This window comes from Arthrobacter sp. CAN_A6, assembly GCF_015751715.1.
GTDB lineage: Bacteria > Actinomycetota > Actinomycetes > Actinomycetales > Micrococcaceae > Arthrobacter_D.
In genome coordinates, this window is sequence record NZ_JADOUV010000008.1 from 84,832 (window position 1) to 108,731 (window position 23,900).

A 23,900-nucleotide genomic window follows, 5' to 3' on the forward strand; every position below is an offset into this window, starting at 1 on the left:
TCATGCGCCTTCCCGTGATGCCGCCCGTTGCCCCGATGCTCGCAAAGTCCGTGCGCGGAATTCCCGAAGGTCCGCTCAGCTATGAACCGAAATGGGAGGGGTTCCGGGCCATCATCTTCCGTGACGGCGCTGAGCTGGAGATCGGTTCCCGGAACGGCAAGGCCCTGACGCGCTACTTCCCCGAGCTCGTCGCCGCCCTCAAGGACAACCTGCCCGACCGCTGTGTCCTCGACGGTGAGGTTGTGCTCGCGGTCGGAGGACGGCTCGAGTTCGAGGTGCTTCAGCAGCGGATCCACCCGGCAGCCAGCCGGATCGCTCTCCTGGCGCAGCAGACCCCGGCGAGCTTCGTCGCGTTCGACATCCTGGCCCGAGGTGGAGAGGACCACACCGGGTCGCCGTTCGTCGAGCGCCGGCGGCTTCTCGAGGAAACGCTGGCCGTCGCGCGGCCACCCATCCACCTCACGCCCGCTACAGGGGATCCGGTCGAGGCCGGGCAGTGGTTCGCACAGTTCGAAGGTGCCGGCCTGGACGGAATTGTCGCGAAGCCGCTCGAGGGCGCCTATCAACCCGGTAAACGGGCGATGTTCAAGATCAAGCACGAGAGGACGGCCGACTGCGTTGTTGCCGGCTACCGCGCGCACAAGACCGACGCCGAAAGCATCGGTTCCCTCCTGCTGGGGCTGTACACGGATGACGGAGACCTGGCAGCCGTGGGAGTAGTCAGCGCTTTTCCTGCAGCTCGTCGGAAGGAACTGTTCACCGAGTTGCAACCGTTGATCACTCCTTCCGACGGCCACCCATGGTCATCTGCCAGGGAGCAGGATGGAACCCGCACGCCACGCAATGCCGAGGGCAGCCGCTGGTCCGGGGGCAAGGACCTCACTTTTACCCCGCTGCGGCCGGAGCGGGTCATCGAGGTCCGGTACGACCATCTGGAGGGTGAGCGTTTCCGACACACCACCCAGTTCAGCCGCTGGAGGCCCGACCGCGAGCCGGCCTCCTGCACCTACGCGCAGCTCGAGGAGGCACCCGCCTTCGACCTCACGGACTTCCTGACGGCCCAGCCCCCGCGCTCCGCGACGGACACCCGAACCGGAAACGTTCAGGACGAGCGGAACACCGCTCCGTAGAGGAGGCCCGCCGTCCCGAGGATGCACCCGCCGATGATGCACGCGAAAAGTCCCAGCCAGACGACGGCGGGAACACCGCTGCGCTGGGCGAGGAGGTATGCGTCCGAAGACGCGAGTGCCGAGTGCCTGCGAATGTGCACCGCTGTCACCTTGAACCAGTCCTTGACGGCGCCGACGAGGAGCGCAACGCCCGTCGACAGCGTCGCATAACCGGTCAGTGCCGGACTGGCATACCAGACGAGCGCCGTCGACAGGCCCACGAGCAGCCCGGCGACCACGAATCCTTGCACATTGCGGATGAGGAACACCAGTGCAAGAAGAATGAGCGCACTGAGGGACAGTGCTATCGAGGCAGCCCCGGAGACCGCGGCACCCACCAGGCCGGTCCCGACAAGAGCCGGCACCGGATAGCCCCAGAAGGCCGTCCAGACCGCGCGCCAGCCACCCCTTCCCCGGGTCATGGTGACGCCCGAGTGGTCGAACCGCAGCTCGATTCCGCTCACCCGCTGCAGCGACACCAGAGCGGCAACCGCGTGTCCGAGTTCATGCACGGTGGTCACGAACAGGCCGAAATAGCGCCACGTCACCGCAGGCAGGGACAGCACGACGGCGGCCCCCAGGATCCCGGCAAGGTGGAGCTCTCCGATGACGGGCGCGGGAACCATCGAAAAACCCCCGACGACAAGGCCCCACCAGACGGAGGCGAACTCGCTCATCGACACTGCACGATCGGAGAATGCATGGAAGCTATTGCTGCCGCATCCTTTCGGCGATGCTGCTCACACCGTGCAGGGTCTCCTCGAAAGACGTGGACAGCGGCGAGAGCCCCAGACGGATTCCCGAGGGGTTCCGGTAATCCGGGATCACTCCGGCGGCCCACAGCTCAGGCACCATGGCTGCGAAGCCCGGGTGGTCGATGGTGATGTGGCCGCCACGCCGGTCGGCGGACCGGGGAGACGCCACCACCACGCCGTCGTTCCCGAGCAGTTCGTCCACGGCCCGCACGGCGAAATCGGTCAGCGCCATCGACTTCGCCCGGACCTGTGCCATCCCCGCCTCGGCAATCACCTCCAGCATGTCCTGCAGAGCGAGCATGCCCATGATCGGCGGCGTTCCCGAGACGATCCTCCGGATCCCCTGCGCAGGCTCATAGGAGCCGCCCATGGCGAAGGGATCGGCGCTGCCCAGCCAGCCCTGGATGGGCTGGTGGAGGTCCGGAAGGTGGCGGGATGCCACGTAGGCCCAGGCGGGAGCACCCGGGCCGCCATTGAGGTACTTGTAGCTGCAGCCCGTCGCGTAGTCGACGCCCCAGGCGTCGAGCTCCGCAGGCACTGAACCCACCGAGTGGCTGAGGTCCCACAGGGCCAGCGCGCCCGCGTCGTGGATCACCTCCGTGATGCCGGGCACGTCCGCACAGTGCCCCGACCGGTACGCCACGTGGCTCAGCACCACGAGCGCCGTGTCCGGCCCGACGGCGGCGGCGACCTCGGGAACGGTCGCCCCGGCGTCGTACTGGGTGTCGAGCCACCGGATGGTGAGGCCGCACTCGCGGGCGATTCCCTCCACGATGAAGCGGTCGGTGGGAAAGTTGTCGCGGTCGATCACGATCTCGGTCCGGCCCGGACGGGCAGCGATGGCGGCGCGCGCCAGTTTGTAGAGAAGCACGCTCGTCGAATCCGCCACTATGCACTGCCCGGGGGCAGCCCCGAGGGCCACGTCCCCCAAACGGTCGCCGATCCGCTCCGGAAGCGCCAGCCAGCCCTCGTCCCAGCCGCGGATCAAGCGCCCGGCCCACTGCGAGCGCACGAAGTCAGCCAGCGTATCGGGCGTCGCAGCCAGGGGCCTGCCGAGTGAATTGCCGTCGAGATAGGCGACGACGTCGTTTTCCTCGGCGGTCAGGAAACGGGTGCGGTAGGAGGCCAGCGGGTCCCGGGCGTCGAGCTCCCGGGCCTGGAGCAGCAGGTCGTTCATCCGCCCATTCTAGGCGGAGCGTCCCACCCAGCCGGTGAAGTGCGGCCGGTTGCGTTCCCGGGACCAGCCGACGACGTCGGTGCGCAGGGATTCGATCGCCGTCCTGTCGTCCTGTGGGACATCGGCTCGCTTTCCGACGTGTGCGCCAGCCTGCTTCCCCGGCGCGTCGCCCTGCGGCATGCCGGCCGGCGCTTCCGTGAAGGCGACAGCGACGCTGCCCGGCAGGAGCACCGGTGTGGCGAAGTCGATGCTCCAGCGCAGTTCATCGGCCGGGGCGGGGCAGGCCTGGCCAACCATGCGGGCCGCGAGGTACATCCCGTGCGCGATGGACCGCTTCATCCCGAGTGCTCTCGCTGCGACGGAGCTCAGGTGGATGGGGTTCCAGTCCCCCGAGACTGCGGCGTAGCGCCGCCCTGTGCCACTGTCGAGTTCCCAGATCCCGGTGGGTACGGGCGGAACGAATGACGCGGACGGGTGCGGACCGGAGGAGTCCTTTCGCGACGCATTGCCTGCCTCGGGCAGCCGCACTCCCCGCGCCAGGTATACCGAGCGCCCCCTCCATACGGTGGAGCCCTCTCCTGATACTTCGGTGACGACATCCACCTGGGTACCCGCACGGTGCGGGCGAAGGTCCTCGGCGTAGGCAACGACGTCCAACTGCTCCGCCAGGGAGATACTCCGGAACTGCTCCACGGTACTGCCCAGGTGCACCATGCCGAGCAGCGGCAACGGGAACTCGGGCCGCGCCAGGACGCTCATGGCGACAGGGAATGCGATGGTATGAACATAGGCGGAGGGCAGGGTGTCCCGCGCCGGTTCGCCCAGTAGGTGCTGAAACGCGGTCAGTGCCCCCGGGTCCACGCGGATCCGCTCCGCCCGGTGCCGGACGGAGGGCACCTCGAGCCGGACAGCCGAACCGCGAACACGCCGCCGGGCCGCACGGAGCACCGCGTCCCGATACAGCGCGGGCAGCGCCGGAACCTGCCCCAGGACCACCTCGTTCATGCCCCCACCAGGTTCTGTCCGCACACCCGCACCACCTGGCCGTTGATTCCCGCGGCGGAACCGGAGGCGAGGAACGCGATGGTCTCGGCGACGTCGATGGGAAGCCCGCCCTGCTGGAGGCTGCTGAGGCGCCGTGCGACCTGCCGTGTCAGGGGCGGAATCCTGGCGGTCATCTCGGTCTCGATGAAACCGGGTGCCACGGCATTGATGGTGCGCGCACTGTCCTCGAACCGGGCCGAGGTGGCGCGCACCATGCCGATCACGCCGGCCTTCGATGCGGCATAGTTGCTCTGCCCGCGGTTGCCGGCGATGCCGCTGGTCGAGGCCAGGCTCACGATCCGCCCGTCGGTCGCGAAGATCTCGGAGGCGAGAACCGCTTCGTTGATGCGCAGTTGGGAGATGATGTTGACGTCCATCACCGAGTCCCACCGTGCTGCGTCCATGTTTGCGAGCAGCTTGTCCCGCGTGATGCCGGCGTTATGCACCAGGATGTCCAGGGAGCCGTAGCGGGTGGCGACGTGCGCGAGCAGGCGCGCTCCGGCGTCGGGCGCCGTGATGTCGAGCTGCAGCGCGGTCCCGGCCACCCGGTTTGCCACCCGCGCCAGCTGCTCGCCCGCGGCCGGGACATCCACGACGACGACGTTCGCTCCGTCACGGTGCAGCACCGCCGCGATCTCCGCACCGATACCCCGTGCGGCACCCGTGACGAGCGCGGTCCTGCCCGCCAGGGGTCGGTCGAGGTCCGCGGCTCCACGGTTGTCCGCCGGTGAAGTGATCGGCCCCGCTGGGCCGACGGCGAGGAACTGGCCGTCGACGTAGGCACTCTTCCCCGAAAGGAGGAACCGCAGGGTGGCCAGCACGCCGGAATCCTCCACGCTCACGGAGCGCTCGAGGATGATGCCGTTGGCGGTGGAGCCGCTGCGGAGCTCGCGGGCCACGGACCGGATGGTTCCGTCGATGCCCTGCCGCGCTGCCGCCTCTGCCGGGTCCGTCGACTCGCGCGGCGCGCGGAACAGTCCGACGATCCGGCCGCCCGTAGCGAGGAGCCGGACTGCCTGCCCGAGCTCGAGCAGGGGTGCGGCGAGGTCGCCGGGCGACGACACGTCGTCGAGGACGACGATCGCCGCGCTCAGCGTCTCGCCCGGACGTGCGTGACGGCGAATCTCGAGATCCCAGGACAGCAGCTCGCCGGCCAGTGCGTCGGCACCGGCGCCGGAGCCGACGACGAGAACGGGGTGGTCCGCGAGCGTCGCACCCGGCGCGTGGCGCCGGAGTACGGCGGGCCGTGGGAGACCGAGCGACCTGGCGATCCTTGAGGGGAGCGGATTGTTGATGAGTTCAAGGTACTTGTCGGCCATCGTCAGCGCGCCTCGAGAATGGCGACGACGCCCTGGCCGCCCGCGGCGCACACGGAGATCAGTCCGCGCCCCGAGCCCTTCTCGGACAGTGCCTTCGCAAGCGAGGCGACAATGCGTCCGCCTGTCGCCGCGAAGGGGTGGCCTGCTGCGAGTGATGATCCGTTGGCGTTGAGTTTGGCGCGGTCGATGGTACCCAGCGGCCCGTCGAGTCCCAATCGGTTGCGGCAGAAGTCCTCGTTCTCCCAGGCGGCGAGCGAGCTGAGGACGGTGCCGGCGAAGGCCTCGTGGATCTCGAAGAAGTCGAAGTCCGCGAAGGTGAGGGAGTTGCGCTTGAGCAGCCGTGGCAGGGCGTAGACCGGGGCCATGAGGAGCCCCTCCTTGCCGTTCACGAAGTCCACGGCAGCGGCCTCGGCGTCGACCACGTTCGCCAGCATGGGCAGGTTGTGCTCCCGCGCGTAATCCTCGGATCCCAGCAGCACCACGGAGGCGCCGTCGGTGAGCGGTGTGGAATTGCCCGCCGTCATGGTGGCCGGTGTGGGCAGTGCCCTCCCGAACACGGGCTTGAGTGTCGCGAGCTTCTCGCGGGAGGTGTCGGGGCGCAGGTTCGCGTCCCTGGTTAGACCCCGGTACGGCGTCACCAGATCGGTGAAGAAACCACGCTCATAAGCGGCGGCGAGGTTGGAGTGGCTCAGGTAAGCCAGTTCGTCCTGCGCTTCCCGACTGATTTCCCAGGCCGCCGTCGTCAGGGCCTGGTGCTCGCCCATAGACAGCCCGGTGCGTGGTTCACCGGTGGTGGGCGCGTTCGGGGCCAGGTCCCTGGGCCGCAGTTTGCCCAGCGTTCGAATTTTCTGCTGGGTCGTCTTCGCGCGCGCAAGATCCAGCAGGATGCGGCGAAGCCCTTCGCTGACCGCGATGGGGGCATCCGAAGCGGAATCGACGCCACCGGCGATCCCGGACTCGATCTGCCCCAGTTTGATCTTGTTGGCGAGGCCCACCACGGTCTCAAGTCCCGTTGCGCAGGCCTGCTGGAGGTCATAGGCAGGCGTCGTGGGCGACAGGGCGGAGCCGAGCACTGCTTCGCGCGTGAGGTTGAAGTCGCGGGAGTGCTTCAGCACCGCCCCTGCCGCAACCTCCCCGATGCGCTCCCCCTGCAGCCCGAACCGCGCCACCAGGCCGTCCAGCGCCGCAATGAGCATGTCCTGGTTGGAGGAGTAGGCGTACGGGCCCCCGGAGCGGGCGAAGGGGATGCGGTTCCCCCCGATCACCACTGCCTTCCGGACGGGAACACTGGCGGGAATGGTCGATTCTGGCATGGAGGATCTCCTGGGGGCAATTGGCGGAATGCGCGGAAGTTATCGATACCAAGCGTACCTGATACGCTGGGTATCATGAACTCAGCCACACTGCTTCCGGGCACCTCCGCGCGCGCTTCGGCCTCTGGGGCGGGGTCCGCCGCGCGGGACACGCCGCCCGGGGACGGCCGCTCCAGCAGGTGGCAGGATCACCGCACGGCGCGTCGTCGTGCCCTGATCAAGACCGCACGCCGTGCCGTCGACGCGCTGGGGCCGGGAGCGTCCATGGAGGACATCGCCGCTGCGGCCGATACCTCCAAGTCCGTCTACTACCGGTATTTCGGAGACAAGACGGGGCTGCAGCGAGCGGTGGCAGAGGTAGTCCTCAACCAGATGCAGCAGAAGGTCCTCGACGCCGCCCGGCAGGCCGCGAGCCCGCGCGAAGGGCTGAGGTCGATGGTGTTCGCCTACCTGCAGATGGCACGGACCTCCCCCAACGTCTACGCGTTCGTCACCCGCGCGGAGGCGCCGGACTCCGCGGGGGGCGCAGGCGAGGACCGCGCCCCGGGCACCCTCGCCTCCTTCCTCGAGACGACAACGGACATGATCGCCGAGCCGATGCGCTCCTACCTCCTTGCGGCGCACGGGCCCGACGGCTCCCGGGACGCCGTCGCCGAATACTGGCCTCGCGCCGCCATCGGCATGGTGAGGGCGGCGGGCGAACTGTGGCTGTCGACCGAAGACGGCCCGGGCAAGCCCTCCGAGGAGCAGTTGACGGACCAGCTCACCGCCTGGCTCTTCGACGGCATCAGCTACGCCGCACCCGCCACCCATCGATCCAGCAACCAGTAAAGGACACGCCATGACGCAGACAGCCGTCCGCCAGCTTCAGGTTCCCGCTACCGCCGACATCCAGGACAACGATGACGCCGTCGTGGACACCGCCGTCCTCGGTGAACTGCTCCTCGGAAAATGGGCACACGTCCGCCGGATCGCGCGTGAACTCGCCGGCCGCCCCGAGGTCCAGAAGATCGAGGGCCTCTCCTCGGCCGAGCACCGGCAACGCTGCCACGACCAGCTGCACTACCTCGTCCAGCAGCAAGCTGTACACCGAGCGTTCCCCAGCTCCCTGGGCGGGGCCGATGACCATGGCGGAAACGTCGCAGGCTTCGAGGAATTGGTCGTCGCCGATCCCTCGCTCCAGATCAAGGCCGGGGTCCAGTGGGGGCTCTTCGGCTCGGCCGTGATGCACCTGGGCACCAGGGAGCACCACGAGGCGTGGCTGCCGGGCATCATGAACATGGAGATCCCGGGGTGCTTCGCAATGACGGAGACGGGCCACGGCTCGGATGTGGCGAGCATCGCGACTACCGCCACCTACGATCCCGATGCCGAGGAATTCGTGATCAACACCCCCTTCCGTGCGGCCTGGAAGGACTACATCGGCAACGCGGCCATCGACGGGCGCGCAGCGGTCGTCTTCGCCCAGCTCGTGACGCAGGGCGTCAACCGGGGCGTGCACGGCTTCTATGTCGAACTTCGCACGCCTGAAGGCAGTTTCCTGCCCGGCGTGGGCGGTGAGGACGACGGCCTGAAGGGCGGGCTCAACGGGATCGACAACGGCCGCCTCCACTTCACGGACGTCCGCGTGCCTCGGACGAACCTACTCAACCGCTACGGCGACGTCGCCCCGAACGGGGACTACACCTCGCCGATCGCCTCCCCCGGACGCCGGTTCTTCACGATGCTCGGAACGCTCGTCCAGGGGCGGGTCTCACTCGACGGTGCAGCGGTGGCAGCGAGCAAGCTGGCTCTGACGGCCGCCATCACCTATTCGACCCAGCGCCGCCAGTTCAACGCCTCGTCCGAGCTCACGGAGGAGGTGCTGATGGACTACCAGCGCCACCAGCGGCGCCTGCTCCCGCGCCTTGCCGCGACGTATGCCGCCTCGTTCGCGCACGAGGAGCTGCTGGAGAAGCTCGACGGCGTCTTCTCCGGCTCGCACGACACGGACGAGGACCGCCAGGACCTCGAAACCCTTGCCGCGGCCTACAAACCGCTGTCCACCTGGCTTGCACTGGACACCCTGCAGGAATGCCGCGAAGCCACCGGGGGTGCAGGGTTCCTCACCGAGAACCGGTTCACCTCGCTGCGCGCCGACCTCGACGTCTATGCCACGTTCGAGGGTGACAACAACGTCCTCCTGCAACTCGTGGCCAAGCGCCTGCTCGGCGATTATGCAAGGGAGTTCAAGGACATGGACTTCGGCGTGCTCGCCCGGTATGCCGTCACGCAGGCGGCCGGCCGGACGCTTCACCGTTCCGGGCTGCGCCGCGTCGCACAGACCGTCGCGGATTCGGGATCGGAAAAGAAGTCGGCGATCGCGCTGCGTGACGAGCATACCCAGCACGAGCTGCTCTCGGACCGCGTCTCGAGCATGGTGGCGGAACTGGCCGGCGAGCTGCGCGGGGTGAAGGGCATGTCGAAGGAGAAGTCCGCCGCGCTGTTCAACGACCACCAGAACGACCTCATCGAGGCAGCCCGCGCACACGCCGAACTGCTGCAGTGGGAAGCGTTCACCCGGGGGCTCAAGGAACTGAAGGATCCCGGGACCCGGCAGGTGATGACGTGGGTCCGTGACCTCTTCGGCCTCTGCCTCATCGAGAAGAACCTTTCCTGGTATCTTCTGAACGGGCGCCTTTCAACGCAGCGCGCACGAACCCTCAACGCGTACATCAACCGCCTGCTGGCGAAGATCCGCCCGCACTCACTCGACCTCGTCGAGGCCTTCGGATACGGCCCGGAGCACGTCCGCGCGGCCATCGCGACCGGTGCGGAGCAGGAACGCCAGGATGAGGCCGCCGCTCATGCGCGGCGCATGCGGGCAAGCGGAGAGGCGGGGATCGACGAGAAGACCCTTCTCGCACGGCAGGCCGGAATCCGGAAAACGAAGGCGGCAGCGCGAAGGAACTGAGCTAGAGCACTCCCGTATAGACGTCGAGGGTCGACTTCGCGATCGAGCCCCAGTCGAAGTGCTCCTCGGCACGCCGCCGGCCCTCGACTCCCATGCGGCGGGCGCGCTCCGGATCGGACACCAGCTCGGTCAGCGCCGCTGCGAAGTCCGAGACGAACTTCTCCGGGTCGAGCGGCGTCCCGGTGCCGTCGGAAACCTGCTCGAGGTCCACGAGGGTTCCGGTCACACCGTCCTGCACCACCTCGGGAATGCCGCCGGTAGCGCTCGCCACCACTGCCGCCCCACAGGCCATCGCCTCGAGGTTGACGATCCCGAGCGGTTCGTAGATGGACGGGCAGGCGAAGACCGTCGCGTGGCTCAGTACCTGGATCAGTTCCTTCCGGGGCAGCATCCGCTCGATCAGGATCACCGATCCGCGCTCCGCACGCAGCGTATTGATCAGGACCTCGGTCTCGGCAGCCAACTCCTTGGTGTCGGCGGCCCCCAGGCAGAGCACCAGCTGGACTCCTGCCGGCAGCAGGGCAGCCGCCCGGAGCAGGTAGGGAACACCCTTCTGGCGTGTGTTGCGTCCAACGAACACCACGCTGGGTCGGGTCGGGTCGATCCCGAGGGCGGTGAGGGCGTCGTCGTCCTCGTCCCGGTTCCATTCGCCGACGTCGATCCCGTTATGCACCACGTGCACCTTCGCGGGGTCGACGTCGGGATAGCTGCGCAGGATATCGGCCCGCATGCCGGCCGATACAGCGATCACCGCCGCGGCGGCCTCATAGGACGTTTTCTCGACCCACGATGACAGTGCGTACCCGCCGCCGAGCTGCTCCGCCTTCCACGGCCGCAGGGGCTCGAGGCTGTGAGCGCTCAGAACATGCGGAATTCCATGCAGGAGCGATGCCAGGTGCCCGGCCATGTTCGCATACCAGGTGTGCGAATGGACCAGGGAGGCTCCGGCGATGTTACCCAGCATCTCGATGTCGGTACCCAGGGTCTGCACCGCTGCGTTGGCGTCCGCCAGGCCGGCGGGAACCCCATAGGTCCATACCTTCGCCCCGGAATAGTCCGGCGGGCGCGGCGCCCCGAAGCAATGGACGTTCAGGTCGACCTGCGGGGCCAGCACACGGCTCAGCTCGGCGACATGCACCCCCGCGCCGCCATAGATCTCCGGCGGAAATTCCTTTGACACAATATCTACTCGCACTCCTCCAACGTAGTGCAGTGCGTCCCAGTCCTCTAGTGTGAAGTGAACCCGCCCCACCGAGGGCGGAGGGAACAGCAGAAACGCATACTCAAGGAAGAGCAGGGGGTCATTCGTGGCACTGAAGAAAGTACTCGCCGTGGTACTGGCAGGCGGTGAAGGGAAGAGGCTCATGCCTTTGACCGCGGACCGTGCGAAGCCCGCCGTGCCCTTCGCCGGCAGCTACCGGCTCATCGACTTCGCGCTCTCCAACCTCGTGAACTCCGGCTACCTGCAGATCGTGGTCCTCACGCAGTACAAGTCCCACAGCCTTGACCGGCACGTCTCCGAGACCTGGCGGATGTCGACGCAGCTCCAGCAGTACATCGCATCGGTGCCGGCGCAGCAGCGCCGTGGGAAGAGCTGGTTCCTGGGAAGCGCCAACGCCATCTACCAGTCCCTCAACCTCATCTACGACGCCCAGCCGGACATCGTGGTCGTCATCGGTGCCGACCACGTGTACCGCATGGACTTCGAGCAGATGGTCAATGCCCACGTGGAAAGCGGCGCTTCCGTGAGTGTCGCCGCCGTCCGGCAGCCCATGAACCTCGTGGACCAGTTCGGCGTGATCGAGGTCGACGAGAACAATCCCGGACGGATTGCCGCATTCGTCGAAAAGCCCAAGACGACCCCGGGGCTGCCCGATGATCCGAACAGTTTCCTCGCGTCGATGGGCAACTACGTGTTCACCGCCGACGCCCTGGTCAAGGCCCTCGAGGAGGATGCGGCCCGCCTGAACACCAAGCACGACATGGGTGGGGACATCATTCCGTACTTCGTGGAGCGCGGCGACGCCGCCGTCTACGACTTCACCACCAACATCATTCCCGGATCTACCGAGCGGGACCGCCAGTACTGGCGCGACGTCGGCACGATGGACTCCTATTACGAGGCGAACATGGACCTCATCTCCCCGCTTCCGCTGTTCAACCTCTACAACCTGCAATGGCCTATCTACACGCGCCAGAGTGTCTCTCCTCCGGCGAAGTTCGTGCGCAGCGCAAGCGGGCAGTCGGGCGAGGCCCACGACTCCATCGTCTCGGCCGGCGTCGTGATCTCCGGTGGAACGGTCCACGGTTCCATCCTTGCCACTGACGTGTTCATCGACCAGGGGGCCGAAGTCACCGGGTCCGTGCTTCTTGACAAGGTAACGCTGGGGGCCGGCGCCGTAGTGCGGAAGGCAATCATCGACAAGAACGTGCGCATTCCTGCCGGCGCTTCAGTGGGGGTGGACCGCGACCTGGATCTCAGCCGCGGCTTCGCCGTCACCGATTCCGGGCTGACGATCGTGCGGAAGGGCCAGGCCGTGCCTATCGCGTGATCCGCAGTCACACTGAAAGAAGCAGCCTGACCCGGCTTTCCGGGGCAGGCTGCTTCGGTTCCGGATGTCGGTCAGATATGGACTACGACATCCGCTTCCTCGCGCAGGGCTGACACCAGCGCCTCCGCCGCGTCGGCTTCCTTCTGACCCCGCACCTGCTCCTCGAGAGCCGGCCGTGCCTCCTCGAAGGCTGGGAACTCGGTTTCCTGTCCCTCTTGCCCGCCGGCCTCGGCCTGCTGGGCCTTCACCTGGTCATACAGTGCCTGGAGCTCGGCTTCGGTGGCCGTGGTGTCACCGGCTTCCTCGGCGATGAGCTTGTCGACCCCGACCTGGTCCTCCACCTGGGACGTCACTTCCGCTTCGTCGATGCCCTGCTCGGCGATGGCAGCGATCACCTCTTCCTTCGACCCGAGCTGGCTTGACTCCACCAGTTCAGCCCACGATGCGTCAATCTCCTCGGTGGATGCCTCGATGCCGCGCTTCTCCACTTCCTGCACCAGCAGTTCGCTGCCGATCAGGGTGTCGGCCGTCTGGGCCTTCAATTGGTCCTGGTCGACTTCCTGACCGCTCTGCTGCGACTGCATGGCCAGCTGCTGGAACTGGCCCTCATAGGACGCCGTGAATTTCTCCTTCAGGATCTGCTTCCCGTTGACTTCCGCCACCACCTCGGGAATGCCCTCGAGATCGGGCTCGGGCAGCTCTTCCTGGGGAGCGGCTCCGCTACCATCCGCTGCTTCACCGCTACCCTCGGCCGGAGTTTCCTGCTGGGTGTCGGATCCTGCTGCGGGGTCCTCGCTCGGCGCGCCGCAGCCTGCCACCGATATCGACCCAGCGAGGACCAGACCCATCAACCATTGCTTCTTCAACATAATTCTCCTAACCGGTCAAACTCGGATTCCAGTTCCGGGGCCAGAGACTCCTGGCAAGAGACCGTGCGATAGTCACGGCTTCTCCCGATGGAACCCATCGACCCTAGTTCCTCCACCTTGGAGAAGTCTGGCAAGCATCGCCGTCGCCGTCGTCGCCGTCGTCATGCGTCATTTCGGGCCGTGGTTGAATGGCCGGATGGACAACGAGAATCTCACGCGGGACGAAGCGGCAGCGCGCTCACAGCTCCTCCGGGTCGAGGCCTATGACGTCGCCCTGGACCTGCGCGATGCCGAGGATCCGGAGGAAACCGGCTTCCGGTCCCGGTCTACCGTCACCTTCACCTGCACCGCCCCCGGTTCCTCGACCTTTCTCGACTTCATCTCCAGGAGCGTCGAGTCAGTGACGCTGAACGGCGTGGAACTGGACCTCGGCTCGACGGTCACGGGTGCGCGGATCCGGCTCGAAGAGCTCAGCGAACGCAACACGGTGACCGTGGACGGCACGGCTCTGTACAGCCGCAGCGGCGAGGGGATGCATCGATTCGTCGACCCGGCTGACGGCTCCACCTACCTCTACACCCAGTACGAGCCCGCGGACGCCCGCCGGGTGTTCGCCAATTTCGAGCAGCCCGACCTCAAGGCCGCCTTCACCTTCTCGGTGCAGGCACCGTCGTCGTGGACCGTCGCGTCGAACGCCGTCGTGGACCGCCGTGAGGAGGGACGCCAGGACTCCGGTACCTGGCACTTCGCGCCGACGCAGCGGATCTCCACCTACATCACCTCGGTATTGGCAGGTCCATACCACAGGGTATCCGGCTCCTGGCAACCGATGAATGCGGCTGCTCCAGGCATCGAGCTCGGACTGTACTGCCGGAAATCACTCGCTGCATCCTTCGACTCCGAGGAGATCCTCGACGTCACCCGGCGGGGGCTGACCTTCTTCTCCGACCTGTTCGACTACCCCTACCCGTTCGGGAAGTACGACCAGGCTTTCGTGCCGGAGTACAACCTGGGAGCCATGGAGAACCCGGGCCTTGTCACCTTCACCGAGGGTTATGTCTTCCGGTCCGCAGCGACCGCCGCGCAGTATGAAGCACGGGCCAACACCATCCTGCACGAGATGGCGCACATGTGGTTCGGCGACCTGGTGACCATGGTGTGGTGGGACGATCTCTGGCTCAAGGAATCCTTCGCCGACTACATGGGCGCCCTCGCCGTCGCGGAAGCCACCCGGTGGGACACCTCATGGGTGAGTTTCGCGAACAAGCGCAAAGCCTGGGCATACGTGCAGGACCAGCTCCCGACCACGCATCCCATCGTCGCCGATATTCCGGACCTCGAAGCCGCCAAGCAGAACTTCGACGGCATCACCTATGCGAAGGGTGCCGCGGTGTTGAAGCAGCTCGTGGCCTTCTCCGGGTTCGAGGCATTCATCGCGGCTTCGCGCAGCTACTTCCGCAAGCATGCCTACGGCAACACCACGCTCACCGACCTCCTCGACGCGCTCGCCGACGCGACCGGCGGGGATCTGAGCACCTGGGCCCGCCAGTGGCTCCAGACCTCGGGGGTCCCCACCCTGGGCGCCGAGATCACGCTCGACGACGCCGGCGCCTACGCATCGGTCACCGTACGGCAGGAAGCCACGGATCCCGTCACCGGCAAGGAGCAGCCGCGCCCGCACACGGTTCGGCTCGGACTGTACTCCTACGATGCCGCCGGAGACCTCGTCCGGACCGCATCGGAGCAGGTCACCGTCTCGGGCGATCGAACCGGGGTTCCAGGGCTGGTCGGCGTCCGGCAGGCGGACCTGCTCATCCCGAACGACGACGATCTGACGTACGCGAAACTGCGGTTCGACGAGCGGTCGCAGGCAACCCTTCTCACGGCGGTGGACAGGGTGCGGGATCCCCTGGCCAGGGCCACCTGCCTGGCCGCTCTCTGGTCCACCACCCGGGACGCGGACCTCAGCCCCGGAGAATATCTCACCGCCGTGGAACATGCCGCACCGAGGGAAACCGGCGTCGGCGTCCTGCAGGTCATTCTGGCGAACGGGCGGACCGCCGTCGAACGCTTCTCCCCTCCTGCAGCGAGGCCGGACCTTCGCCGACGCTACGGAACGCTCCTGAAGAACGGCCTGATGGCATCCGGTCAGGGCTCCGACCTCCAGCTCGCCTGGGCGCGTGCCCTTGCCGGCGCGGCGCGCACAGCCGATGAGTCCACCGGGTTGCTTCGGGAGCTGCTCGACGGCGACGCCGTCGTTCCCGGCCTGGAGATCGACGCCGAGCTGCGGTGGATGTTCCTCCAGGCGCTGGCGGCGCACGGGCTCACTACCGGCGGCGAACTCGAGGCGGAACTCGCCAACGACAACACCGCGTCCGGCAAGGTGGGGTACACTCTGGCGTCCGCAGCCTTCCCGAACCCTGCGATCAAGCGGGCGGCCTGGCAGGAGGCGGTACACGGTGATCAGCTCTCCAACGACCTGCTCAGCGCCACGATCGAAGGCTTCACGCTGGGTGGGATCGAGCTGACCCGGCCCTTCGAGGCCCGCTACTTCGACGCCATCGGCGAAGTGTGGCAGCGCCGGGGCATGGAGATGGCGAGCCGGGTGGTCCGGGGCCTCTACCCGGCCCACTGCGACTCCGACGGCGGCTCCGAGCCCTCCACGCATCCCGCCGTGCAGGCGACTGACCGCTGGCTGGCTGGAAACAGGGCCGCCCCGCGGGCGCTGCGCCGCATCGTGATCGAGGAACGGGACCACCTCCTCCGTGCGTTACGCGCCCAGCAGGCAGGTTAACAAAGAAAGAGCCGCGCCGTCAGGCGTGGCTCTTTCTTCATTCGCTCTCACCGGGCGGAGCCGGGTCGTCCAGGGAAACCTACTTCTTGGCGCCAAAGCCCTTGAAGCGGGCGTTGAAGCGCTCCACGCGGCCGGCGGAGTCCATGATCCGCTGCTTGCCGGTATAGAAGGGGTGGGATTCAGAAGAGATCTCCACCTCGATGAGCGGGTAGGTGTTTCCATCTTCCCATTCGATGGTCTTGCTCGAACCGACCGTCGACTTCGTCAGGAATGACTTGTCGGAGGCGAGGTCGCGGAAGACAACCGCCTGGTACTTGGGGTGGATATCAGACTTCACAGGAATACCTTCTCTGGTCGCCTGGATTTTGCCAGGCACTGGTGATTGAAAGTTGGATTGGACGCTGAGGACCAACCAGCAATACTACCGTATGCCGCTTCCGTCCGCGAAAGCCGGCGGGCCGGGCCTCGATCGCGCGTCACCTGGCTGTCCTTTCCCTGCATTCCCAGAAGGCGACGGCGGCCGCCGCAGCCACGTTCAACGAATCGACTCCGCCGTACATGGGAATCCGGACGGCGGTGTCGGCCGAAGCGAGCGCGACGTCGGACAACCCGTTTCCTTCCGTGCCGAGCAGCAGCGCGAGCCGCACATGGCGTTCCGCAGCGAACTCCTCGATACCCACGGCGTCCGGGGTGAGGGCGAGTGCGCCGATCACGAAGCCGAACTCCCGCAGCAGTCCAAGGTCGAGCGGCCCCTCCGGGAGGCGCGCCCACGGCACCTGGAAGACACCTCCCATGCTGACCCGGATCGCCCTGCGGTACAGCGGATCCGCGCACCCAGGGCTGAGAAGTACGGCGTCGATTCCCAGTGCGGCTGCGGAGCGGAACACTGCTCCGAGGTTGGTGTGGTCACCGATGTCCTCGAGCACCGCCACCCGCCTGGCCTCCTCCAGCACCGCGTCGAGGCGGGCCGGCACCGGACGGTTCATCGCTGCGAGCGCTCCGCGGTGCAGATGGAAGCCGGTGATTCCCTCCAGGACTGCCGCGTCCCCGATGAACGCCGGCACGTCGGGAAACTGCTGGAGGACGTCCTCCAGCCCGTGCAGCCACTTCTCGGTGAGGAGGAACGACCTCGGCGTGTGTCCGGCGGCAACGGCGCGTCGCAACACCTTCGAACCCTCGGCGATGTAGAGGCCCTCAGCGGGTTCGGTCCGGCGGCGCAACTGGGTATCAGTGAGGCCACGGTAGTCGGACAGGCGGGGATCGTCCGGGCCTTCGAGCCGGATCCGAGGCATCAGCTGGTATTCGGAAGGGAGTGCCGTCAGGCGGCGGACCGGGCCACGGCGCTGAATCTGCCGTTCGTCCGGCTGACGCTGAGCGGGAAATCGAACGCTGCGCTGAGGTTCTCCTCGGTCAGAACGCCCTCGATCGGCCCGGACGCGACGATCCCGCCCTCACGGAGCAGCATCGCGTGGGTGAATCCGGGAGGCACCTCCTCGAGGTGATGGGTCACCAGGACCATGGCCGGTGCGTCCTCATCCCGGGCAAGGACGGTGAGCCTCATGATCAGGTCCTCACGGCCCGCGAGGTCAAGGCCCGCAGCGGGTTCGTCGAGGAGCAGCAGCTCGGGATCGGCCATGAGTGCGCGCGCGATCTGGACGCGCTTCCGCTCGCCTTCGCTCAGGGAAGCGAACGGCCGGTTCAGAAAAGTGGACATGCCCCAGGTGTCGAGCAGGCGGAAGGCCCGCCGTTCGTCGAGCCGCTCATACTGTTCGCGCCAGCGCCCGGTCACGCCGTAGGAGGCAGTCACCACGACATTGAGCACGGTCTCATGGTCGGGAATCTGAGCTGCCAGCGATGCCGAAGCCAGCCCGATCCGAGGGCGTAGTTCGAAGACATCGACAGCACCCATCACTTCGTCGAGGATGCCGGCAACGCCACTCGTGGGGTGCAGCCGCGCACCGGCTACCTGCAGGAGGGTGGTCTTCCCGGCACCATTGGGGCCCATCACCACCCATCGCTCGCCGTCCCGCACCTGCCAGTCGATGCTGTTCAACAGGGTTTTGCCGCCCCTGACGATGCTCACTCCCGCCAGTTCCAGAACGTCACTCATGGAACTAGACACTAGGCTAATAGGCGGGCTCTTGGCGAAACCGCGGGCCGGGCCTGCGTGCCCATCCTGATCGAGCAGCTTCCGGAGGAAGAATGGACCGTGACTACCGGGTAGTCAGTTATGGCAGCCCCCTTCCAGAGAGCCGGCTCTCGCTGGTGCGCTCCGCCGTCACCACGGCCGGCGGTGTCATCACCGGGGTCGGGGACGCCTCGGGGAACGGATATGCCGGTCAGGCGCTTTCCGTCGCCTACGGCGGCAGGGTGGATCAGCTGCGCGCGGCAATTTCGGAAGCGTGCCGCCAACAGGTGGACAGCGGCGACGACGGCGACGCTTCCCGGAATACCACCACCGGTCGGCTCGGGGTCGCCACCCGGAACGGAGGGGACCGGAACGGCGTCGGCACCGCCGTCGTGCCTGCCCCGGTTTTCGGGCCGGGTCGGAAACTGCTCATCATGGACGTGGATTCGACGCTGATCAAGCAGGAGGTCATCGAGCTCCTGGCCGCCTACGCGGGGCGTGAAGCCGAGGTGGCGGAAGTGACGGAGCGGGCCATGCGCGGCGAACTCGACTTCACGCAGAGCCTCCACGCGAGGGTTGCGGTCCTGGCCGGGCTGCCCGTGTCGGTGATCGACGCAGTGGGCAGGAGTATCGAACTCAGCGAGGGGGCCGAAGTACTCGTCGATGCTTTCCTGGGCGCCGGACATTCCGTCGCAGCGGTCTCGGGTGGCTTCACCCAGCTGCTCGAGCCGCTGGCGCAGCGCCTGAGGCTCACCTCGGCGCGGGCCAACCTCCTGGAGATCGACGACGGGGTGCTCACCGGCCGGGTGACGGGTCCGGTGGTGGACCGTGCCGAGAAAGAGCGCACCCTCCGGAAGTGGGCCGGTGCCGCAGGCATTCCGCTAGCGCGAACCATCGCCGTGGGCGACGGCGCCAACGATATCGACATGGTGGCGGCCGCGGGGTTCGGCGTCGCGTTCAACGCGAAACCTGCGCTTCGCGACGTGGCGGACGCCGTCGTCGATCTGCCCTTCCTCGACGTCGTCCGCCACCTTGCGGCTGTGTGAGCCCGCTCCTCAGGCGTCAGCTCTTGGCCAGGAAGTCCTGCGCTCCCCCGACGTACTCGGTGTGGCCGGTGGGCACGTCAGCGGTCACCATCCGAACGATCTCCGCGGCGAACTCGGACACCGAGTAGAGGCGGCCCGCCTCCTCACGGCGCGCTTCGATGGCACCGGGGGTGGCGCGGTCGAGGAGCGTGGCAGTGACCGTTCCCTCGATCATGTCGCCCGATACCACCACCAGCGAGATGCCCTTGCCCTCCAGCTTGGGGATGAGGTTCCGCAGCGCGTCCTCGCCCGCACGTTTGCTCCGGGCCACGGGCTCGTAGGCTTCCATCGTCTCGACGGTGTCGATGAAGTGCGCCTGGTGGCTGGTGACGAACACGATGCGCGACCCGGCCGGCATGACGTTCGCCGCGGCCTTCACCATGTCGACCTGCGCGTCACGGTTGAGCTTCAGCGCGTAGTCCTCCCCCATGGTGGTTTCCATGCCACCGGACGCGTTGAGGATCAGGAGGTTCAGGACCCCGAAATTCTCCTGAGCTGCAGTGATCAACGCGGCTGCGCCCTCCGGAGCCGTGAGATCCGCTCCGACCGCCACGGCTTTCCCGCCGGCGGCCTCGATCGCCGCCACCACCTTGTTGGCCCGCGGTGCCTTCTGGCGGTAGTTCACCACCACCGAGGCGCCCTCGCCTGCGAGGAGCTGGGCGACGTCGGCCCCGATTCCCCGTGATGACCCTGTGACGATTGCTCCTGTGCCGTTCAACGTACCCATAAGTTTTTTCCTTCTCCGGATTGCTGCAAAGTGTTTGGAAGTTTCCTGCGGTTGTCGTGCCCGGCCTGTACTCCCTAGTGGCCCATGCCGAGGCCGCCGTCGACGGGGATCACGGCGCCCGAGATGTAGGCGGCGTCAGTGCCCGCGACCCAGGTGACAACCTTCGCCACCTCTTCGGGGGAGGCGAACCGGCCGGCGGGAATGGTGGAGAGGTAGCTCTTCCGCATGTCCTCGGGGAGCGCCGCCGTCATATCCGTATCGATGAAGCCGGGAGCCACCACGTTGGCGGTGATACCGCGGGAGCCGAGCTCCCGGGTCAGCGACCGTGCAATGCCTACGAGCCCCGCTTTCGAGGCCGAATAGTTGATCTGGCCGGGCGCCCCATACAGCGCGGTCACCGACGAGATCAGCACGACGCGTCCCCTGCGCAGGCGCATCATGCCCTTGGATGCCCGCTGGACCACCCGGAACGCGCCCGTGAGGTTGGTGTCGATCACGTCGGTGAAGTCCGCTTCGCTCATGCGCAGCAGCAAAGTGTCCCGCGTGATGCCTGCGTTGGCGACGAGTACCTCGACGGGGCCATGGGCTGCCTCGACCTCGGTGAACGCAGCGTCGATCTGCTCCATGCTGGTGACGTCGGCACGGACGCCGAGCATGCCCTCGGGCACCTCCCCGCTCCGGTAGGTGATCGCGACCTTGTCGCCGCCGTCGAGGAACGCCTGCGCGATCGCGAGACCGATTCCCCGGTTCCCGCCCGTCACCAGGACGCTCCGTCCTCCCTGCGTATCCGTGCTCCGATTTTCCGCCTGCACCAGGCCCTCCGCTTCTTCGGACACATTGTGCCCACCTAGACGTTGTCAAAGTATCCCGTCGATCCTAGCGGCGAGCCTCCCAACTTTAACAAAGGGCGCCGCGGTGAGACAATAGAGACAGTCCCTATGGAGTGTGATGAGTAAGCAATCAAGGCAGCGCAAGCACGATTCGGATGTCCACAGCATCTCGGATGCACGCGAGTCCCACACCGACGAAATGCGCTCGCGGATGATCAAGTATTCGGTTTCGATGGGCATTCGCCTCGTCTGTTTCGTCCTGGTGTTCGTGGTCGAGGGGTGGCTCCAATGGATCATGATCGCCGGAGCGGTCTTCCTGCCCTATTTCGCAGTGATCTTCGCCAACGGCGGCAGCGACACGAGCGACATCCGCCACAGCGACGCGCTCCTCGACCGTGCGCCGGTTCGCGAGATCGAAGCCAGGGTGAGCGACGCCGCACCCGACTCGTCGGACGACGTCCTGTCCGGTGAGATCGTCGACGAGGAACAGCCACGGCATGCCTGAGCAGTCGGCCTTCAACGTCCTCGACTCCCTCCAGGGTAGTCACCTCCCGGGTCCCGTCCCCGGGAACGTCGTCTGTTCGCGGAAAGGCTGCCGCGCCGATGCCGGCTGGCAGCTGCTCTGGAACAACCCGCGCATCCACACCCCCGAACGGCGCAAGGTCTGGGCGTCCTGCCGCGAGCATGTCGAATGGTTCGAGGACTACCTGCAGACCCGCGGGCTGTGGAAAAAGACAGTGCCGCTGAATGCGCAGACGCCACCGGGCACTACCGCAGCACCGGAAGGCGCGTAGGTGTACCGCTTCCTTCTGTCCCCGCGCTGGCTGGGGTGGCTCGCACTCGTCGTCGTCCTCGCTGCCGGCTGCGTGGGCCTCGGCAACTGGCAGATGGAGCGCAGGGACCTCGCCGTGGCCGAGATCCAGCGCATCGAGGCGAACTATGGGAGTGTGCCGGTACCCTACGACGCCGGCGACAGTTCCTTCGACTCCTACACGACCGACCGTGAGTGGATGCCGGTGGTGCTTCGGGGGGTCTACGACATCGACCATGAGGTCATCGTGCGGAATCGTCCCCTGAACGGGCAGCCGGGCTATGAGGTGCTGACGCCGCTTCGGCTCGACAACGGCACAGCCGTCATCATCAACCGCGGCTGGCTGCCGATCGGCAATGAGCAAGCAGGCAGGCCCGACACCGTCCCCGTGCCTCCTGAAGGCGACGTGACGGTGATCGCGCGCGTCCGGCCGGGCGAGCCTGCGGTCGACCGCGGTGCTCCCGACGGCCAGATCGCCTCGATCGATCTTCCCGGGTACGCCGAGCGCCTCGACTACCCGGTGCAGACCGGCGCCTACGGTCTGATGGCCTCGGAAAGCCCGGCGGCCACTGTGGCGCCCCTCCAGTTCCCCAAGCCTTCGGTGGACGAGGGCCCCCACCTCTCCTACTCGATGCAGTGGTTCGCGTTCGGCGTGCTCCTCTTCGTCGGCCTCGGCTACGCCGCGCGCCAGCAGCATCTCCTCGATTCCGAGGAAGAGGACGATGCCGAGATGCGCCAGACCTCCCCGAATCCGCGTGCCCGGAAACGTGTGATCCGGCGGAGGCCTACCTCGGAGGAGGAGGAAGACGCCATCCTCGACGCGCGGGGCATTTCCTAGGGTATGTCCGTCGGCGCGTCGAAGCGGTACCGCCGGAATGCTCGTGAAAGCGTCCGACGCGTCGATCCTGAAGACTCGAATGGAGAACCCGCATCGAGCCGGTCCGCCTGAACTGGATGGAAACGGCAAACGCCTGGTCGCCTATTTCGGGATGGTGCTGGCCTCGAATCCGCCCGGCAAGCGGGAAGAGATGTTCAAGGAGATCCCACCGTCGGTCCGCCCCGCCTACCGGCTTGTGGGACGCAGGATGTATCGGCGACAGTACGCCACGCTTTTCCCGGGACGCACTCTTCCGGACACCCTGTAGCCGGCGGACCGTCCGTTACACCGGACACCTCCGGGCCCGAGCGCTCCGCACTACCGCAGGCAGGACCCCGGTGACGAGCCCTGCCTGCGTGCAGCCTGTGCCCGGACTGTACGTAGCCCGGCAAAGAGCTGCCGAGTTGGACAGCACCCCCCTGCGGTCTGACACGGTGAAGCGATGGACGATTTCCTCACCGCATCGTTGCCCATTATCGCCGGAACTGCTGCTGCGGTGGTGGCCGCCGTCGTGCTCGCCTGGCTGATCCGGCGGGTCGCCGCCCGCATGTTCCGGCACGTACCGGAAATCGCGGACGTCTCGCGCCGCGCCCGAACACCGCTCAGTGCCGTGCTGGGAATCACGGCGATCCGGATCGCCCTCGACGGCACCGCGGGCCGGATGCCGTGGTTCGGGCCGGTGAGCTACCTCCTGGTGCTGGGTCTCATTGCCGCCCTGGCCTGGCTCGCCGCGATGCTGCTCCTGCTGATCGAAACGGGGCTGCTGAGGAAGTACGGGAGCGAGACCAGGGACCACCGCCGGATGAGCCGGCTGAAGACGCAGATCATGCTGGCGCGGCGCGTAGGCGTAGCAGTGATCATCACCCTGGCGGTGGCAACCGTACTGCTCACGATCGACGAGGTGCGCGCACTCGGCGCCGGTATCCTGGCCTCCGCGGGCCTCCTCTCCATCGTGGCCGGCCTGGCGGTACAGAGCTCGCTCAGCAACGTCTTCGCCGGTGTCCAGCTCGCCTTCACCGATGCCATCCGGGTGGACGACGTGGTGGTTGTCGAAGACAAGATGGGCACCATCGAGGAGATCACCATGACGTATGTGGTGGTGCAGGTCTGGGACGAGCGACGGCTGATCCTGCCGTCCACCTACTTCACCAGCACCCCCTTCGAGAACTGGACGCGGCGCCGGTCCGAGCTGCTGGGCACGGTAGAGCTGGATCTGGACTGGAGTGCCCCCGTCGAGGCCATGCGGGGGCACCTGCACAGCATCCTGGAGGGAACCGACCTGTGGGACGGGCGCACCGCCACCCTCCAGGTCACCGAAGCGGTGAACGGCCTGATCCGTGCCCGCGTCCTCGTCAGTGCGGCGGACAGCGGTGCGATCTGGGATCTGCAGTGCCTTGTCCGCGAGGCGATGGTGATCTTCCTGCAGGATGGCTACCCGGAGACGCGGCCCCGGCAGCGCTGGGAGACGGTGCACGCGGCTACGCCGGACTGACGCTG

23 protein-coding genes are annotated in these 23,900 nt (G+C 67.0%); 11 read left to right on the plus strand and 12 right to left on the minus strand.

The annotated features are described in order from the left end of the window. Positions 1 to 2: 2 nt before the first annotated feature. Positions 3 to 1,130, plus strand: a complete 1,128-nt coding sequence (locus tag IWX75_RS13620; RefSeq protein WP_196822789.1) for an ATP-dependent DNA ligase — start codon at positions 3 to 5, stop codon at positions 1,128 to 1,130. Here the strand turns inward: IWX75_RS13620 and IWX75_RS13625 are convergent. Genes IWX75_RS13625 through IWX75_RS13645 form a run of 5 tightly spaced genes read right to left on the minus strand, consistent with a single transcriptional unit; the run spans position 1,103 to position 6,777 of the window. Next, positions 1,103 to 1,846 carry a M50 family metallopeptidase gene (locus tag IWX75_RS13625; protein WP_196822790.1) on the minus strand — a complete coding sequence of 248 codons (744 nt, stop codon included), beginning with the start codon at positions 1,844 to 1,846 and terminating at the stop codon, positions 1,103 to 1,105. The two genes, IWX75_RS13620 and IWX75_RS13625, sit on opposite strands and share 28 nt — an antisense overlap. Positions 1,847 to 1,877: 31 nt before the next feature. Further along, a complete protein-coding gene (locus tag IWX75_RS13630) occupies positions 1,878 to 3,101 on the minus strand; it encodes a kynureninase (protein WP_196822791.1) in 1,224 nt (407 codons plus the stop codon). A gap of 9 nt (positions 3,102 to 3,110) precedes the next feature. Next, positions 3,111 to 4,130 (minus strand): MaoC family dehydratase, encoded by a 1,020-nt coding sequence (locus IWX75_RS13635; protein ID WP_196822792.1) that lies wholly within the window; start codon positions 4,128 to 4,130, stop codon positions 3,111 to 3,113. Further along, a complete protein-coding gene (locus tag IWX75_RS13640) occupies positions 4,103 to 5,464 on the minus strand; it encodes a 3-oxoacyl-ACP reductase (RefSeq protein WP_196822793.1) in 1,362 nt (453 codons plus the stop codon). Before IWX75_RS13640 ends, IWX75_RS13635 begins: the two co-directional genes overlap by 28 nt. Before the next feature lie 2 nt (positions 5,465 to 5,466). Next, the gene (locus IWX75_RS13645) at positions 5,467 to 6,777 is read right to left on the minus strand and encodes an acetyl-CoA C-acetyltransferase (RefSeq protein ID WP_196822794.1); all 1,311 of its coding nucleotides are present in this window, start codon (positions 6,775 to 6,777) and stop codon (positions 5,467 to 5,469) included. A gap of 75 nt (positions 6,778 to 6,852) precedes the next feature. Here IWX75_RS13645 and IWX75_RS13650 point away from each other — a divergent pair, with 75 nt between their 5' ends. Both IWX75_RS13650 and IWX75_RS13655 read left to right on the plus strand, forming a co-directional pair. Then, positions 6,853 to 7,608, plus strand: a complete 756-nt coding sequence (locus tag IWX75_RS13650; RefSeq protein ID WP_196822795.1) for a TetR family transcriptional regulator — start codon at positions 6,853 to 6,855, stop codon at positions 7,606 to 7,608. Positions 7,609 to 7,618: 10 nt separating this feature from the next. Then, a complete protein-coding gene (locus IWX75_RS13655) occupies positions 7,619 to 9,730 on the plus strand; it encodes an acyl-CoA dehydrogenase family protein (protein WP_196822796.1) in 2,112 nt (703 codons plus the stop codon). A 1-nt stretch (position 9,731) separates the two neighbouring features. Here the strand turns inward: IWX75_RS13655 and glgA are convergent, their stop codons facing one another. Beyond that, on the minus strand, positions 9,732 to 10,925 hold the full coding sequence (gene glgA, locus IWX75_RS13660) for a glycogen synthase (RefSeq protein WP_196822797.1): 1,194 nt from the start codon (positions 10,923 to 10,925) through the stop codon (positions 9,732 to 9,734). A gap of 112 nt (positions 10,926 to 11,037) precedes the next feature. On the opposite strand from glgA, the gene glgC reads away from it, so the two are divergent. Then, a complete protein-coding gene (gene glgC, locus IWX75_RS13665; RefSeq protein ID WP_196822798.1) occupies positions 11,038 to 12,282 on the plus strand; it encodes a glucose-1-phosphate adenylyltransferase in 1,245 nt (414 codons plus the stop codon). 71 nt (positions 12,283 to 12,353) lie between these two features. On the opposite strand, the gene IWX75_RS13670 is transcribed toward glgC, so the two are convergent. Beyond that, entirely contained in the window at positions 12,354 to 13,151 is a 798-nt protein-coding gene (locus tag IWX75_RS13670) for a SurA N-terminal domain-containing protein (RefSeq protein WP_196822799.1), read from the minus strand. Between the two features lie 196 nt (positions 13,152 to 13,347). Between IWX75_RS13670 and pepN the strand changes: the two genes are divergently transcribed. Next, positions 13,348 to 15,945, plus strand: a complete 2,598-nt coding sequence (gene pepN, locus IWX75_RS13675; RefSeq protein ID WP_196822800.1) for an aminopeptidase N — start codon at positions 13,348 to 13,350, stop codon at positions 15,943 to 15,945. Positions 15,946 to 16,024: 79 nt separating this feature from the next. Here the strand turns inward: pepN and IWX75_RS13680 are convergent, their stop codons facing one another. The 3 genes from IWX75_RS13680 to IWX75_RS13690 all read right to left on the minus strand — a co-directional run bounded on the left by IWX75_RS13680 (position 16,025) and on the right by IWX75_RS13690 (position 18,055). Then, positions 16,025 to 16,282, minus strand: a complete 258-nt coding sequence (locus tag IWX75_RS13680) for a type B 50S ribosomal protein L31 (protein ID WP_196822801.1) — start codon at positions 16,280 to 16,282, stop codon at positions 16,025 to 16,027. A gap of 139 nt (positions 16,283 to 16,421) precedes the next feature. After that, on the minus strand, positions 16,422 to 17,237 hold the full coding sequence (locus IWX75_RS13685) for a TrmH family RNA methyltransferase (RefSeq protein WP_196822802.1): 816 nt from the start codon (positions 17,235 to 17,237) through the stop codon (positions 16,422 to 16,424). 26 nt (positions 17,238 to 17,263) lie between these two features. After that, positions 17,264 to 18,055, minus strand: coding sequence for an ABC transporter ATP-binding protein (locus IWX75_RS13690; RefSeq protein WP_196822803.1), 792 nt, complete (start codon positions 18,053 to 18,055; stop codon positions 17,264 to 17,266). 92 nt (positions 18,056 to 18,147) lie between these two features. Between IWX75_RS13690 and serB the strand changes: the two genes are divergently transcribed. After that, positions 18,148 to 19,119, plus strand: a complete 972-nt coding sequence (serB, locus tag IWX75_RS13695) for a phosphoserine phosphatase SerB (protein ID WP_196822804.1) — start codon at positions 18,148 to 18,150, stop codon at positions 19,117 to 19,119. Between the two features lie 16 nt (positions 19,120 to 19,135). Here serB and IWX75_RS13700 read toward each other — a convergent pair whose 3' ends face one another. Both IWX75_RS13700 and IWX75_RS13705 read right to left on the minus strand, forming a co-directional pair. Beyond that, positions 19,136 to 19,885: an SDR family oxidoreductase gene (locus IWX75_RS13700; RefSeq protein WP_196822805.1), complete on the minus strand. Its 750-nt coding sequence runs from the start codon at positions 19,883 to 19,885 to the stop codon at positions 19,136 to 19,138. Positions 19,886 to 19,959: 74 nt separating this feature from the next. Continuing rightward, positions 19,960 to 20,721: a beta-ketoacyl-ACP reductase gene (locus tag IWX75_RS13705; RefSeq protein ID WP_442858985.1), complete on the minus strand. Its 762-nt coding sequence runs from the start codon at positions 20,719 to 20,721 to the stop codon at positions 19,960 to 19,962. A 112-nt stretch (positions 20,722 to 20,833) separates the two neighbouring features. Here IWX75_RS13705 and IWX75_RS13710 point away from each other — a divergent pair, with 112 nt between their 5' ends. The 5 genes from IWX75_RS13710 to IWX75_RS13730 all read left to right on the plus strand — a co-directional run bounded on the left by IWX75_RS13710 (position 20,834) and on the right by IWX75_RS13730 (position 23,895). After that, on the plus strand, positions 20,834 to 21,220 hold the full coding sequence (locus tag IWX75_RS13710) for a DUF3099 domain-containing protein (RefSeq protein ID WP_196822806.1): 387 nt from the start codon (positions 20,834 to 20,836) through the stop codon (positions 21,218 to 21,220). Further along, on the plus strand, positions 21,213 to 21,509 hold the full coding sequence (locus tag IWX75_RS13715; RefSeq protein ID WP_334684349.1) for a hypothetical protein: 297 nt from the start codon (positions 21,213 to 21,215) through the stop codon (positions 21,507 to 21,509). Before IWX75_RS13710 ends, IWX75_RS13715 begins: the two co-directional genes overlap by 8 nt. Further along, positions 21,510 to 22,364: an SURF1 family cytochrome oxidase biogenesis protein gene (locus tag IWX75_RS13720; RefSeq protein WP_196822807.1), complete on the plus strand. Its 855-nt coding sequence runs from the start codon at positions 21,510 to 21,512 to the stop codon at positions 22,362 to 22,364. Positions 22,365 to 22,407: 43 nt separating this feature from the next. Continuing rightward, a complete protein-coding gene (locus IWX75_RS13725; RefSeq protein WP_334684350.1) occupies positions 22,408 to 22,671 on the plus strand; it encodes a hypothetical protein in 264 nt (87 codons plus the stop codon). A 174-nt stretch (positions 22,672 to 22,845) separates the two neighbouring features. Then, a complete protein-coding gene (locus IWX75_RS13730) occupies positions 22,846 to 23,895 on the plus strand; it encodes a mechanosensitive ion channel family protein (protein WP_196822808.1) in 1,050 nt (349 codons plus the stop codon). The last annotated feature ends 5 nt before the right edge of the window (positions 23,896 to 23,900 follow it).

Coding starts and splice junctions, on each gene's coding strand:
- IWX75_RS13710 (WP_196822806.1), top strand. CDS start 20,834: ATGAGTAAGCAATCAAGGCAGCGCAAGCACGATTCGGATGTCCACAGC.
- IWX75_RS13620 (WP_196822789.1), top strand. CDS start 3: ATGCGCCTTCCCGTGATGCCGCCCGTTGCCCCGATGCTCGCAAAGTCC.
- IWX75_RS13650 (WP_196822795.1), top strand. CDS start 6,853: ATGAACTCAGCCACACTGCTTCCGGGCACCTCCGCGCGCGCTTCGGCC.
- IWX75_RS13670 (WP_196822799.1), bottom strand. CDS start 13,151: ATGTTGAAGAAGCAATGGTTGATGGGTCTGGTCCTCGCTGGGTCGATA.
- IWX75_RS13640 (WP_196822793.1), bottom strand. CDS start 5,464: ATGGCCGACAAGTACCTTGAACTCATCAACAATCCGCTCCCCTCAAGG.
- IWX75_RS13730 (WP_196822808.1), top strand. CDS start 22,846: ATGGACGATTTCCTCACCGCATCGTTGCCCATTATCGCCGGAACTGCT.
- IWX75_RS13655 (WP_196822796.1), top strand. CDS start 7,619: ATGACGCAGACAGCCGTCCGCCAGCTTCAGGTTCCCGCTACCGCCGAC.
- IWX75_RS13715 (WP_334684349.1), top strand. CDS start 21,213: ATGCCTGAGCAGTCGGCCTTCAACGTCCTCGACTCCCTCCAGGGTAGT.
- IWX75_RS13625 (WP_196822790.1), bottom strand. CDS start 1,846: ATGAGCGAGTTCGCCTCCGTCTGGTGGGGCCTTGTCGTCGGGGGTTTT.
- serB (WP_196822804.1), top strand. CDS start 18,148: ATGGACCGTGACTACCGGGTAGTCAGTTATGGCAGCCCCCTTCCAGAG.
- IWX75_RS13685 (WP_196822802.1), bottom strand. CDS start 17,237: ATGCCTCGGATCCGGCTCGAAGGCCCGGACGATCCCCGCCTGTCCGAC.
- IWX75_RS13690 (WP_196822803.1), bottom strand. CDS start 18,055: ATGAGTGACGTTCTGGAACTGGCGGGAGTGAGCATCGTCAGGGGCGGC.
- IWX75_RS13645 (WP_196822794.1), bottom strand. CDS start 6,777: ATGCCAGAATCGACCATTCCCGCCAGTGTTCCCGTCCGGAAGGCAGTG.
- pepN (WP_196822800.1), top strand. CDS start 13,348: ATGGACAACGAGAATCTCACGCGGGACGAAGCGGCAGCGCGCTCACAG.
- IWX75_RS13630 (WP_196822791.1), bottom strand. CDS start 3,101: ATGAACGACCTGCTGCTCCAGGCCCGGGAGCTCGACGCCCGGGACCCG.
- IWX75_RS13700 (WP_196822805.1), bottom strand. CDS start 19,885: ATGGGTACGTTGAACGGCACAGGAGCAATCGTCACAGGGTCATCACGG.